Raw genomic sequence first — 13,066 nt, forward strand, 5'->3', positions numbered from 1 at the left:
GACGGGCAATGCCAACAAAAAAGCCGGCCGCGAGAACTCGCGGCCGGTTTTGTTTTGGAGGAGGTCGACCTTATTCGGCAGGCGCTTCCGCCACTTCGCGCCCACGACCGAGCGTCAGCTGGGTCAGGGCGAAGGCGAGCACCGCGCAGGCCGCGATTGAGACCACCATCGGCAACGGCTTGCCGTCGAAGAAGATGCCGGAGACGGCCATCGCCACGGCGCCGGTAGCAAAGTGCAGCGTGCCCATCAGGGCCGAAGCGGTGCCGGCGATCTCGCCATGCTCTTCCATCGCCAACACCGAAGTGGTGGGAATGACCAGGCCGAGGAAACCGTAGCCGACGAACAGAAGCGAGGCCAGCACTGCCAGCGACTGCATGCCGGACGCCATCACCGCCAGCAGCGCAACCATCACCGTTGCGTAGCTGACGACCGCAACCCGCACCACGCGCCGCAGGCCGAAGCGTTCGGCCAGCATGCCGGTCATCTGCGACATCGCGAAAAAAGCGACCGCGTTGATCGAGAAGAACACGCTATAGACCGACGGGGATAGGCCGTAGTGGTCGATCAGCACGAAGGACGAACTCGACAGGTAGACGAAGAAGCTGGAGATACCGAAACCGCCGATGAAGGTCAGGCCAAGGAAATTCCGGTCCTTCATCAGATAGCGATAGCCGGCCATGGCGCCGCCGAGCGAACTGCCGGTGCGGTGTTCAGCCGGCCGAGTTTCCTTCAACGAGGTCGCCAGAAGCAGAACCGCCAGCACCGCCGCGATGGTGACGGCCCAGAACACCGCCCGCCAGCCAAAGCCGTCGATGATGAAGCTGCCAGCCAGCGGCGCCAGGATCGGCGAAACCGAAAACACCAGCATGAGCATAGACATCAGCTTGGCGGCCTCGTTGCCGGTGTGCAGATCGCGCACCACGGCGCGCGGCACCACCATGCCGGGGCTGGCGCCGAAGCCCTGCAGCACGCGGAAAGCGATCAGCCACTCAACGGTGGGGGCAAGTGCGGAACCGATGCTGCCGGCGACGAACAGCACAAGGCCGGCATAGAGCAGCGCCTTGCGGCCATACATGTCCGAAAGCGGGCCGATGACGATTTGGCCGAATCCCATGGAAAGGAAAAAGACCAGCAGGCTCATCTGCACCGCCACTGTGCTGGCCTGCAGATCCGCGCCGATCGAGGGAAGCGCGGGAAGGTACATGTCGATGGCGAACGGGCCGATGGCGGACAACAGCCCGAGCACGACCGCGATGCGGAGGAAATTGGTGGTCATGATGTATTTCTTTCGGAACGGTTTCGGCCGCGTGGCGGCATTCGGTCCAAGGACGCTTCATCCCCTGGGAATCCGACTCTCCCGGTCGATTCCCGCAGCGGTATGGTCAAAAAAATTAGACACACTTGTCTAATTCGTCAAGCAGCATTATCTTCTTTTTTAGATGAGAGAGATTCTGAGGCCACAGTTCGACCAGTCCTTGCGGACACATACCGCCAAGCGCGAGTCGATCATCGACGCTGCAGCCAATGTCTTCTGCCGCGAGGGTTTCAGTGGCGCCAACATCGATCTGATCGCCGCCGAGGCGGGCGTTTCGCGGCAGACCGTCTACAACCACCACGGCGACAAGGAAAACCTGCTTTCGGCGGTCGTCGCCGAAATTACCGAGCGTTGCAATGCCCGCTCCTTCGCCGTGCTCGGCACCTTTCCCGACCACCCGGAAAATCTCGAAGCCGATCTCGTCGCCTTCGCCATCCGCCTCAACAAGAGCTGCATCTGCGATCGCGACGGCAAGTTCCTGCGCAAGCTGATCCAGACCGAAGGCGAACGCAACCCGCAGCTTTTCGCCGGCTGGCGCAAGGATGGGCCAGGCAAGATCTGGTCGGCGCTGGCAGCCCGCTTTGCCCGCCTCGCCTTTTCCGGCCATCTCGATATCGACGACCCCGACGCGGCGGCACGCCAGTTCCTGGCGCTGATCAACGCCGACCTGCAACTGCCGATGATGCTCGGCGAACAGTTGAGCGAAGAGCAGCTCAACGCTTCCGCGACCAACGCGGTGCGTACCTTCCTGCGCGCCTTCGGTCGCCGCGCTGACACCTCCGCGCCGGAGACCGCCAAGGTATCGGCCTGAAGCTTACCCAAAGGCATTGGCCCAAGCGCTGAGCGCGCTATATCCGGTTTACGGCGGCCCAAAGCTTGATTACAGGTAGGGCGTCGATTCACGAGGCCCCCGCCTGATGGCTGAAGACCATATCCGCTACGACATTCTGGCCCAGGAGGCATTGCGCGGCGTCATGCGCAAGGTTCTGGCCGAAGTCGCGCGCACCGGCCTTCCCGGCAACCATCATTTCTTCATCACCTTTCTCACCGGAGCTCCCGGCGTGCGCATTTCGAGCCGCCTTCGCGAGCGTTACCCGGAGCAGATGACCATCGTCCTGCAGTTCCAGTATTGGGACCTGAAGGTCACCGACACCGGCTTCGAGGTCGGCCTCTCCTTTTCGGACGTGCCGGAAAAGCTCGAGATCCCGTTTTCGGCGGTGCGCGGCTTCTACGACCCGTCGGTCAATTTCGAGCTGGAATTCGAGGTCAAGCAGGACGTGATCGAACTGCCGGCCGAGGCGCCAGCCGAAAAACCTGAACGCGTGGTAAAAGCCCCGGCTGCGAAAAAGTCCGAACCGCGCAAGAAGGCAGAGGCCAAGACGCCGGAGACCGCAGGCGCGGAAGAAGCGCCGGCCAAGGGCGCCGAGGTCGTTTCGCTCGACGCCTTCCGCAAGAAATAGCTATGGCCGAGATCGTCAACCTTCGTCAGGTGCGCAAGCAAAAGGCGCGCGCAGCGAAGGAACAGGCGGCTGACCGGAATCGGGTCCTGCATGGCCGCTCCAAGGCCGAAAAGCAGCGCGACCGCCACGCCGCCGAAAGCGCCAATACCTTCCTTGATGGACATCGCCTCGACAAGGACCGGACTTGAGCCTCGTCGCCAAGCATTCCGTATCCATTCGCGGCCACCGCACCAGCTTCTCGCTCGAGCAGCCTTTTTTCGAGGATCTTCTCGCCATAGCCGCCGCGCGTGGCATTGCGCTTGCAGCACTTGTTGCCGAGATCGATGCGGCGCGGCCGCGCGAAGCCAATCTTTCCTCGGCGATCAGAGTTCATGTTCTGGCATGGGCGAAGCGGCAGGCCGGCCAGCAGCCTTGATACCCTTCCGGGAGGCAATCGACCGCCGACCACCGTTCGCGCACAACGAGGCGATCAGGCAGCTTCAGGAGCGGCTGCCCAAGATGTCCGACAGGGCCGACAACAGCCGGCCGATTTGCTCGTCCGTGCCCACGGTGATCCGCAGATAGTCGCTGATGCGGGGAGCCTGAAAATGGCGGACGATCACCGCCCGCTGGCGCAGCGCGGCGGTGATTGCAGCGCCCGCATGCGCCGGATGACGCGCAAAGACGAAGTTGGCAAAGGACGGCAGCACATCGAAGCCAATCCGGATCAGCCCGCGGTTCAGCCGCTCCCGGCCCGCGATCACGCGAGCCCGGCCCTGCTGAAAATATGCTTCATCCTGCAGGGAGGCGATGGCGCCTGCCTGGACGGGCCGGCCAAGCGGATAGGAGTTGAAGCTGTCCTTCACCCTGGTAATCGCCTCGATCAGATCGGCGTCGCCGATTGCGTAGCCAACCCGCAACCCGGCCAGGGCCCGGGACTTGGACATCGTTTGGACGACCAGAAGGTTCGAGTGTGAGGCAACGAGCGGAATCGCGGTCTCGGCGCCGAAATCGACATAGGCCTCGTCGATCACCACAGGAGCGTCGGGATGTGCCTCCAGCAGGGTGACGATCTCGGCGCGTGACAGCGCAATCCCCGTTGGCGCATTCGGATTGGCTATGATGATCGGCCCGGCCCGCCGGCGATAGTCGGCGATGCGGATTTGCATGGCCTCATCCAGTGGCACGGCTTCCCAGGCGATCCCGAACAGGCGGCAATAGACCGGGTAGAAACTGTAGGTGATGTCCGGGAAAAGCAACGGCGCCTCATGCTTGAGCAGAGCGGCGAATGCGTGGGCCAGCACCTCATCCGAGCCATTGCCGACGAACACCTGTTCTGGCAGCACCTGGTGATAGGTGGCCAAGGCGGCCCGCAGCGCGGTGGCCTGCGGGTCCGGATAGAGACGCAGCGTGTCGGCCGCCTCGCCGCGGATCGCTTCCAGCACGCGGGGCGAAGGGCCAAACGGACTTTCATTGGTGTTGAGCTTGACCAGTTCCGCCATGCGCGGCTGTTCGCCCGGTACGTAAGGCCTCAGATCGTGCGTCAGGCTGCTCCAGAAACGGCTCATTTTCGGTCCATATCTCAATAGAAGCGACGGTGCGGCGGGCGCCTTGATCGACGTTCGGTACCCGAGCGCAGGAAATTGGCAAGCCTGCGCGTTCAGGCTTGAGGGTCTCTTTAACGCCCGGGCCTCTACTGGCCGAGCGACCTCAGGATGTTTTCGAAGATGAACGGCCGCGTCGGTTTCGGGCTGCCGGTATTCGGCTGCGGCAGGTCGCGCGGCTCGATCGGAGGCAATGGCGCCTGCTCTACCTCGCGCGCTGGCTTCGCTGCGTTGCGTTCGGCCTCCTGCCGCGCCCGCTCCCTTTCCACAAGCCTTATCGCTTCGGCCGCGCGCTGCGCAGCCTCCTCTTCTGCCTGGCGTTGCGCAGCGCCCAGCGCCTCTTCCGCCGCCTTCTGCCGCTCGGCTTCTTCAGCCTCTGCCGCCGCCCTTGCTGCTTCTTCTGCTTTGCGCTTCGCCTCTTCCTCGGCCTTCAGGCGCAATGCCTCGTCGGCGCGGCGAAGTTCTTCCGCGACGCGGTCGCGCTCTTCCTGCAGCGATGCGTAATAGCGCACCTCGCGGCGCAGCCGCTGCTTTTCGAGAAGCGCGGCCTGCATAGCCTCGACACGCGCTTGTTCCAGCTCCAGCGCACGCTGCGTCAGGAATTGCGCCAGCGGGTCGGTGTCGAATTGCTTCGCGAGCGCTCCGAACGGCCCCTCGACAGTGAAACGCACCACCGGCTCCGACCCGACCAGCTTCTCGTCACCCGGCTGGTAGACGATCGTTCCTTCCGCCGCCATCGTGCCGGAATTGAGGTCGGCGCGTACCTCCGCCGTCAGGCTGGAAGCCGACGCTTCCAGCGTCATAGGCGGCGCCCGCAACACGCCCCCGGCAATGGAGAATGCCAGTTCGCTGTCCTTCGCGGCAAAACTGCCGGCGCCGGCAATCTGCGGAGCGAATTCAGCCGTCTTCGCCGCATCGATATCGCGCCCGACTGCATCGGCTTGCGCGATGATCGCGCTGAACGCATCCGGGTTGACACCGGCAATCGTCAACCCGTGCAGCGCCGCCGTGCCGGAACCCGAAAGTGCCGACACCATGGCGTCGACCGATTTGCCGGTTGTCGATACGGTTGCCGTTACATCGGCGCGGCCAGCGAGGCCGGTGTCGGCAAGCATCATGCCCAGGTCGGCGCCGGTAAATTTCAGCTGCGCGGAAAATAGCCCAGTCCCGTCGGTGTTCTTCAGTTCGAACAGCCCGCTCACCTGGCCGTCATAAGCTTTGCCCGAAACGTCGGCGAGCCGCAGACCCTCGCGGTCGAGCCGTGCCGTCATGCGCACGTCGCCGGCGTTGCCCGCCGGTCCGGCTGAAAGCGTGCCCGCCGAAATGTTGAGGTCGGCTGTGAACGGCGCGGAGATCCTTTCCTGGAACGCCGCCTGCGGCCAGCCACCCTCGCCGTCGCTGTCCAGGGCGGTTTCGCCGACCACCATCGCCGTCGGGATGCCGAGGTCGATCTCGTCGAGCGCCAGCGCGCCACTGATGTGCGGCAAGCCATCCTTAAGTTCGGCCTTGATATCGCCGCTGACCGCTCCCTCCTCTACCGTACCAGTGAGTCCGGCCAGCGACAGCACACCGTTGCTGTAGTCGGCGTCGGCGGCCAGCGCCAATGGCAGGCCGAAACCCAAGCCTGGCAGGCCAATGCCAGCCGTCATCAGCCACGGCTCGATATCGGAAGCGTCGACCTGGATCTTCCCCTTCACGGTCAGCGCGTCGTTCCAGGCGGTAATCCGGCCCTCGAATTCGGCCTTCGCATCGGCGCCGCTGAAACTGGCCGTGGTGTCGAGCCCGCCGGCCAGCGTGCCTTTCGCCCGCACTGTCGTGTCGCCGTTTCCGGCTACCCCGAGCGGCAAAGTCGGCAATCCGTAAAGCGCAAGCAGCGGTTCCGCATTGTCGTTTTTCGCGGTGTAAGACAGCGTCACCTCAGCCGCCTCCGGCGTTGTCGGGTTGCCGTTGGCGGAAACCTGCAGCGAAAGATCGCTGCCGCCGGCGTTGCCGCTGGCGCTCACATCGACGCTGCTGGTGCCGTCGCCGTTCGACGCGGCACTTGCCACCACATCGATCTGCGTGTCGGCAAACAGGCCCGGATATTCCGCGGTGCGCTTCCGAAGTTCCCGCACCAGCGGGTTGGCCGGATAATTTTCGGCAAGCGCCGAAATCAGCGGCTCCAGGTCGACCGCGATCACCGAAGCGTCGAGCTTTCCAGACGGCTTGTTGGGAAATTCCTTCACTGTGCCCGTGGCGCTGATCGTCGCGCCTTCCAGCCCGCCGATCGACAGCCGGTCGATTTCCAGCGTGCCACCGCGCAGCCTGAGCGCAGTATCCACCGTTTCCGCAGTCAGTCCGGCAGCACTCACCGGTCCGGCTTTGATATCGAGGTCGAGGTCGCGGTCGGCCAGCCGGCTGGCGCCCTTTTCGCTGACGAACAGTGACGCAAAGGCCGCCATGCCGTCGACATCGAGCGCCTCGCCGGCGAGCTTCACCTGCATCGAAGGCAGCGCATCGTCCGGCTGCCGGTTGACGACCTCGCCACGGAATTTGGCTGCGCCAAGGATCAGCTCGAGATTGCTGAAGCGCTGCAGCTGCGTCGTCATGTCGACATCGGCGCGGAAGCCGGCGGCCGGCATCCGGCGAATCGCGTCGTCGACGTCCTTCGCTACCCAGGCCGCAAAGCCTGACGGTTGCGCGACGGCCAGCAGCAGCGAGCCGGCGAAGCCGAATTCGCCGCTCGTCCGCAACAGGCCTGAACCTTCGAGCTTGGTGCGGCCGGGCAGCGTCGCCGCCAGCGATTTCACGTCCCAGCCCGCCTCAGCCGGCTCGGCCGAGAGCCGGACGTCGCGGATCGTCGTATCGCCGGCCACCACCGCAGGCAGATTCACGTCCACAGTGCCCGGAATGGTTGGCTTCGGCAGGTCGACGAGAGCCCGTTGCACGGCTGCCAATCGTTCCTTGAGTGTGAAGCCGGCCGTCTTTTCACCACCGGCAGCTTCGTCGAAACGCACTTGCGCGCCGCTCGCCTCGATCGAAAACCGCGGATTGGCACCGAGCTCGATGAACGCCTTGCCGTCTGCTGTGTAAGGGTCGTCCACCGGCCCGGTCTCGAAGCGGAATTCGTCGATGCCAAGCCGGCGATGATCGAAACTGAACTTGCCGCCAATCCGGTTGGGGCGCAAAGCCTCCCGCGCCGGCTTCTCCGTCGCCACGTTGAACGTGCCACCGTCGCTGCTGCGCAATTCTGCTTGTTCGGGTGCTCCGGCGCCCAGCCTGAAAGTGCCGGCATAAAGCACCCTGCCCTTGTCGAGACGGGCGTCGCCATCAGCCTCGATCGCCAGCGGATAGCTTTCCGGATTGGCCTTGATCCGCAGCCGCATGGCTCCGGTCTCGTCTGCCTTGCCGGTGGAAACCGAAAGCGCCGTCGGCATGTCGTCGATACGCAGCGTTCCGTCGGCGCGCCACGGCCCGGCGAGCGACCGCGCCGAAATCTGGGCGTTGATTTCGCTCAACGCGTGCGTGCGGCCACCGGCTGCGTGATTGATGCTGACCTGCCCTTCCGTGACCGTCAGCTTTTCCAGCGAAATGTTCGAGGCGCTGAACGGCGAGCTCGGACGCACCGCCCAGTCGACGGTGCCGTCCTCGGCCACGTCGATCGTCACCTTCGGCCTTACCAGCCGCATATCGAAGATCAGCACCTCGCCGCGCAGGAACGGTGCCAGTTCGCCGTCCATCGAAAAGGTCTCGGCGGTCACTGCCGGTTTGTCGGGCGTCGTACCGGCCACCACCACGTCGGAAAATGTCAGCGAGGGGAACGGCAGGAGCCTTGCCGTGACTCCGCCTTCGACTGTCACCCGGCGCCCGAGGATGGCGGTCGCCTCGCGCTCGAAATCGGCGCGGTATGAGGTCCAGTTGACGAAATACGGGCCGACCAGGGCTGCGGTCAGCACCAGAACAATCAGTCCACCGACAATGACGAAAAGCCGCGCCAGCGCCTCACGCTTACCCCTGAGTCTTATGAATACCTAGTTTAGTCCAATCGGCGTGTCGATAAAATGGCGCTGCTCGCTTGCGCGAAACTGCCATGTCGCTCGCCCATGGGCTGCATGGGCCGGGTTGCGGATGGAACGGCGATTTTCCCCGAAAGCGACGCGGCCAGGCCCGCGCCTACTGCGCGCCTAAGTCGGCCGTGCGCCGGCGCTGAAAATCTTGCCGGGATTGAGGATATCCTGCGGATCGAGCGCCTTCTTGATGGTGCGCATGAAATCGACGCTGTCCCCGAGTTCGCGGTCGAGAAATGCGACCTTGCCCTGGCCGATGCCGTGCTCGCCCGTGCATGTGCCTTCCATGCCTATGGCCCGCAGGTTGAGCCGCGCCACGAACTCCTCGGCGCGCTCGATTTCCGCTGGATCGTTGATGTCCATCAGCACCAGTACGTGGAAATTGCCGTCACCGACATGCCCGACGATCGGCGCGATCAGGCCCATTTCGGCGATGTCGGCCTCCGTTTCGGCAATGCACTCGGCAAGCCGCGAAATCGGCACGCAGACATCCGTCGATAGCGCCTTGGCGCCGGGCCGCAGCGTCAGCGACGCCCAGTAGGCCTCGTGCCTCGCCTTCCAGAGTTTCGCCCGCTCCTCCGCCACGCTGGTCCACAGGAACGGCCCGCCGCCGAACTCCTCGGCGATTTCACCAAAACTTTCCGCCTGCTCCTTCACGCCTGCATCGCTGCCGTGGAACTCGACGAAAAGGCACGGGCTTTCGGGATAGTCGAGCTTCGAATAATTCTTCATCGCCCGCATCTGCAGCGCGTTGACCAGTTCGATGCGAGCCACAGGGATGCCCACCTGGATGGTCGCGATGACCGCGTTGCAGGCAGCCTCGACGCTGGGAAACGCGCAGACCCCGCCCGAAATCGCCTGCGGTATGCCGTAGAGCTTCAACGTCAGCGACGTGATGACGCCGAGCGTGCCTTCCGAGCCGATCAACAGCCGCGTCAGGTCGTATCCGGCAGACGATTTTTTGGCCCGGCGCGCGGTGGTTATAAGCCGTCCGTCCGCCATCACCGCCGACAGCGACAGGACGTTCTCGCGCATCGTGCCGTAGCGCACGGCATTGGTGCCCGAAGCGCGCGTTGCCGCCATGCCGCCGAGGCTCGCGTTGGCGCCGGGATCTATAGGAAAAAACAGCCCGGTATCGCGCAGATATGTGTTCAGGTCCTCGCGCGTCACGCCAGGCTCGATGGTGCAGTCCAGATCCTCCGGGTTGACCGCGAGGATGCGGTTCATCTGCATCAGGTCGACCGAGATGCCGCCGCCCGGCGCATTCACATGGCCTTCGAGCGAGGTGCCCGTGCCGAAGGCGATCACCGGCACCCGGTGCTCGGCGCAAACCTTGACAATCTCCTGCACTTCTCCGGCCGACTGCGGAAACACCACGCCGTCCGGCGCCTGGGTCGGGATATAGGTGGTGGTGTGGGCATGCTGTTCGCGGATCGCCTGGCCCGTCTGGAAGCGTTCGCCGAAGCGCTGCTTCAGGATGCCGAGCGCCGTTTCGATGCCGCCTTCGTTGCGTACCACCCGCTTCAGGTCGCTCAGGGCCATGTTTTCCTCCGCGAATGGACCATCGGTGTTCTTGTGAACCTTCTAAGCTTGCGTAATCTGCCGGTCCACCGGCTTTGTCCTACCGGACAGTTCGACGCAGGATTCGATCCCCAAATCGTATGAGGAACACGCCATGACCATTCCCGCCCCCTTCGTTTCCCGCGTCATGGAGATCGAGAAGGAGTGGATCGACTACAACGGCCATCTCAACATGGCCTATTACAACGTCCTGTTCGACCGCTGCGCCGACGAAGCCTGCGAACTGATGGGCCTCGGGCCCAATTATGCCAAGGAGCGCAAGCTCACCATCTACACTGCCGAAGTCCATGTCTGCTACGTGCAGGAGCTGCATCTCGGCCACAGCGTGACCGTCACCTTCCACCTCGTCGACCACGACGACAAGCGCATTCGCGCCTATCAGGAAATCCGCCATGTCGACGGCTGGCTGGCGGCCACATCGGAATTGCTGTCGCTGCATGTCGACATGGCCGGACCAAGGGTTGCGCCCTTCCCGGCCGACATCATGCAGAAGGTCGAGGCCTTTGCCGACGCGCACAATCACCTGCCGATGCCCGAACGCGCCGGCCGCTCGATCGGTATCCGGCGCAAGACGGCCTGACGCACTTCCGGCAAATCGAGGACAGCGCGCATTAGCAATCTGTTAACCTTAACTCCAATCGTTAGTGGACCATTAACGATACCGCGTCGATTGGAGGAATCGGGCATCCTAAACGCCTTCACACTGGCGGAACGCGAATCGTGGCGGCAAGGCAAAAGGCCGGACCGAGAAAAATGAAAATCGACATAAACGAGATGTCAGAAAAACTGGCACGAGACCCGACCATCAGCGACTACGACGTATGGAGAACCTTGAAGAACCTGAACAACGAAATTTTCCATATCGCAAACAACAACGACCCGATCCCGATGGAACTGATCCGCTGGCGCGCCGTGCTCGACAGGGCACAGTCGAAACGCGGGCGCGGCTGACGCTGGGGGGCTAGAGCATTTTGCAGCCAAATGGAATCATTTGGCGTCCGCATAAATGCGGCAAAACAAATACTTAGAGCGCATTATCGGTTCTGAAAGAACCGGAACCTCTCCAGGCGCTCAACGCGCCTTCACGCCGCGCCAGATGGCTACTATCCCGTCTTGCCTGCCGCTGACCGGGTCGGTCTCCGGCAGCGTCACGTTGCTGATCTCGCGAAGAATCCGCGCTCCATCGAGATCGCCCGGACGCACGATGTTGCCCTGCTGCCCCGGCGGATAGCCGCCGGCCATCAGGAAGTCATGTGACGCTTCGAGCCGTTTGTGCCCTACACCAGCCGGGATGATGCAGACATCACCCACAGCTATATCCGCCTCGATGCCGTCGTCACCGCCGAAGCCGATCCGAGCGCTTCCGGAAACGCAGGCCAGCGCCTCATGGCCGAGCGTGTGGAAATGCCAGTAGGGAAAAACCGTGTAGATCCAGGTGCCTTGCCAGCCGTTCTGGCGGTAAAGCGTCGTCGCCGCTTCACCGCTGCGCGCCTGTATCGGCAGCCGGCCTTTCCAGAACGCCAGCGGCAGAACACTGTTCGGAATGCCACCATTGGGCTGGAAAACATGAAGGATCGCGTCACCGCCCATCCCTGCTTCCTTCAATCGTTCGCTCCCGCCGGCATCGGCAGACGCTCCGTCACGGGCGACGACTGGATGATCGACGTGTTGGTCATCGCATAGGGGATGATGCGGTCGATCACCCGTTCCAGGTCGGGCACCGAGCCCACATGCACCCGGGCAATGAAACAATCCTCACCCGTCACCCGGTCGCAGGTCGCGATTTCGGGAATATCCCTGAGGATTTCGCTCACCGTTCCAAGTTGGCCCGGCACCGGCCTGATCCGCAGCCACGCCGCCAACGGCAGTCCGAATGCCGCCGGATTGATGCGGATCGTATAGCCCTCAATGATGCCGCCCTCCTGCAACCGCCTGATGCGCTCGGAAACGCTGGGCGCCGACATGCCGACCGACCGCGCGATCTCGGCAACGCTCGCCCGCGCATCGTCGACAAGCATGCGCAGAATACGCAAGTCGACCGCATCGAGGTCACCATTTTCATATCGAAGGCGTTTTATCATTTTTTCCCTTCTTTCTGAAGGCATTCAGATTTGAAGTATAACACATGATCATATAAAACGTCCGTTCTCCTTGCAATCATGCACCGTAGGGAGGAAGCGATGATGGCGCAAGCGCTGACGTTCTCAAGGATTGCCGACAAGGTTCCGCCGCACGCCTGGTTCGCGGTCAGTGCCGTCTTTCATTATCTCGGCCCCGCCTTCGCGGTGTTGCTTTTCCCGCATGTCGGCGTGCTCGGCGTCGCCTGGCTGCGCATCGCATCGGCCGCGGCAATCTTCGCGCCGGTCACCAGACCCTGGCGTACCCTCGCCCGCGCCGACCGCCATACACGCCGGCTGCTATTGGCCTTCGGCGTCTGCCTGGCGGCGATGAACTGCTCGTTTTATTTGGCGCTCGACAGGCTGCCGATTTCGCTGGTAGCGGCCATCGAATTCGTCGGCACTATCGGCGTCGCCCTGTACGGCTTGCGCAGCCGCCGCAATGTCGCGGCCCTTGCCGTCGCGGTCGCCGGCACCTTCCTGCTCATCGACGTCAAATGGTCGAGCGATCCAGCCGGCCTTGGCTGGGCGTTCCTCAACGGTGCGCTGTTCGTCACCTATATCGTGCTCGGCCACCGCCTTGCCCGCGCCGGCGCCTCCGACGGGGTGACCAATCTCGGCGCGGCCATGGCGATCGCCTTCCTGTTCGTGCTTCCGTTCGGCTTTGGCGAGGCAATCGCCGCATTTTCCTCGCCGCTGCTTCTTGCGGCGGCCGTCGGCGTCGGCATCTGCTCCTCCGTCATTCCCTACATCTGCGATCAGCTGGCGATGTCGCGGCTGCCCCGCGCCAGCTTCGCGCTGCTGCTCTCGCTGCTGCCGGTCACCGCGACTGTCATCGGCGTCATCGTTCTGGCGCAGTTCCCCAGCCCGACCGACATCCTCGGCATCATGCTGGTGGTTTCAGGCGTCGCCATCCACAAGCCGGCGCCCGAGACCGCGCACTGAAATGCGCGCCCCTCCTTAG

Annotated in this window: 13 protein-coding genes; 7 read left to right on the top strand and 6 right to left on the bottom strand. The window is 63.5% G+C overall.

What is annotated here, in order from left to right:
- Positions 1 to 70: 70 nt before the first annotated feature.
- Complete coding sequence (locus F3H98_RS01670; protein WP_149757608.1) at positions 71 to 1,276, bottom strand: multidrug effflux MFS transporter; 1,206 nt, start codon at positions 1,274 to 1,276, stop codon at positions 71 to 73.
- Between the two features lie 199 nt (positions 1,277 to 1,475).
- Between F3H98_RS01670 and F3H98_RS01675 the strand changes: the two genes are divergently transcribed.
- The 4 genes from F3H98_RS01675 to F3H98_RS01690 all read left to right on the top strand — a co-directional run bounded on the left by F3H98_RS01675 (position 1,476) and on the right by F3H98_RS01690 (position 3,190).
- Positions 1,476 to 2,126 (top strand): TetR/AcrR family transcriptional regulator, encoded by a 651-nt coding sequence (locus F3H98_RS01675; RefSeq protein ID WP_244621560.1) that lies wholly within the window; start codon positions 1,476 to 1,478, stop codon positions 2,124 to 2,126.
- A 106-nt stretch (positions 2,127 to 2,232) separates the two neighbouring features.
- A complete protein-coding gene (locus tag F3H98_RS01680) occupies positions 2,233 to 2,775 on the top strand; it encodes an SspB family protein (RefSeq protein WP_149757612.1) in 543 nt (180 codons plus the stop codon).
- 2 nt (positions 2,776 to 2,777) lie between these two features.
- Positions 2,778 to 2,963, top strand: coding sequence for a DUF4169 family protein (locus tag F3H98_RS01685; protein ID WP_149757614.1), 186 nt, complete (start codon positions 2,778 to 2,780; stop codon positions 2,961 to 2,963).
- Complete coding sequence (locus tag F3H98_RS01690) at positions 2,960 to 3,190, top strand: ribbon-helix-helix domain-containing protein (protein WP_149757616.1); 231 nt, start codon at positions 2,960 to 2,962, stop codon at positions 3,188 to 3,190. The genes F3H98_RS01685 and F3H98_RS01690 overlap by 4 nt, the downstream gene beginning before the upstream one ends.
- Before the next feature lie 64 nt (positions 3,191 to 3,254).
- On the opposite strand, the gene hisC is transcribed toward F3H98_RS01690, so the two are convergent.
- The 3 genes from hisC to F3H98_RS01705 form a co-directional block, all read right to left on the bottom strand.
- Complete coding sequence (hisC, locus tag F3H98_RS01695) at positions 3,255 to 4,322, bottom strand: histidinol-phosphate transaminase (RefSeq protein ID WP_149757618.1); 1,068 nt, start codon at positions 4,320 to 4,322, stop codon at positions 3,255 to 3,257.
- Between the two features lie 125 nt (positions 4,323 to 4,447).
- Positions 4,448 to 8,362 (bottom strand): AsmA family protein, encoded by a 3,915-nt coding sequence (locus F3H98_RS01700; protein WP_342211598.1) that lies wholly within the window; start codon positions 8,360 to 8,362, stop codon positions 4,448 to 4,450.
- Between the two features lie 159 nt (positions 8,363 to 8,521).
- Positions 8,522 to 9,946: an FAD-binding oxidoreductase gene (locus F3H98_RS01705; protein ID WP_149757622.1), complete on the bottom strand. Its 1,425-nt coding sequence runs from the start codon at positions 9,944 to 9,946 to the stop codon at positions 8,522 to 8,524.
- A gap of 133 nt (positions 9,947 to 10,079) precedes the next feature.
- Here F3H98_RS01705 and F3H98_RS01710 point away from each other — a divergent pair, with 133 nt between their 5' ends.
- On the top strand, positions 10,080 to 10,565 hold the full coding sequence (locus F3H98_RS01710; RefSeq protein ID WP_149757624.1) for a thioesterase family protein: 486 nt from the start codon (positions 10,080 to 10,082) through the stop codon (positions 10,563 to 10,565).
- Between the two features lie 140 nt (positions 10,566 to 10,705).
- Positions 10,706 to 10,936 (top strand): hypothetical protein, encoded by a 231-nt coding sequence (locus F3H98_RS01715; RefSeq protein ID WP_244621562.1) that lies wholly within the window; start codon positions 10,706 to 10,708, stop codon positions 10,934 to 10,936.
- 120 nt (positions 10,937 to 11,056) lie between these two features.
- Here F3H98_RS01715 and F3H98_RS01720 read toward each other — a convergent pair whose 3' ends face one another.
- Both F3H98_RS01720 and F3H98_RS01725 read right to left on the bottom strand, forming a co-directional pair.
- On the bottom strand, positions 11,057 to 11,575 hold the full coding sequence (locus tag F3H98_RS01720) for a hypothetical protein (protein ID WP_149757626.1): 519 nt from the start codon (positions 11,573 to 11,575) through the stop codon (positions 11,057 to 11,059).
- A gap of 11 nt (positions 11,576 to 11,586) precedes the next feature.
- On the bottom strand, positions 11,587 to 12,063 hold the full coding sequence (locus F3H98_RS01725; RefSeq protein ID WP_149758356.1) for an Lrp/AsnC family transcriptional regulator: 477 nt from the start codon (positions 12,061 to 12,063) through the stop codon (positions 11,587 to 11,589).
- A gap of 102 nt (positions 12,064 to 12,165) precedes the next feature.
- On the opposite strand from F3H98_RS01725, the gene F3H98_RS01730 reads away from it, so the two are divergent.
- Positions 12,166 to 13,047 (top strand): EamA family transporter, encoded by an 882-nt coding sequence (locus tag F3H98_RS01730; protein ID WP_244621563.1) that lies wholly within the window; start codon positions 12,166 to 12,168, stop codon positions 13,045 to 13,047.
- Positions 13,048 to 13,066: the final 19 nt, after the last annotated feature.

Origin of the sequence: Neomesorhizobium albiziae, assembly GCF_900114255.1 — a bacterium.
Classification (GTDB): domain Bacteria; phylum Pseudomonadota; class Alphaproteobacteria; order Rhizobiales; family Rhizobiaceae; genus Neomesorhizobium; species Neomesorhizobium albiziae.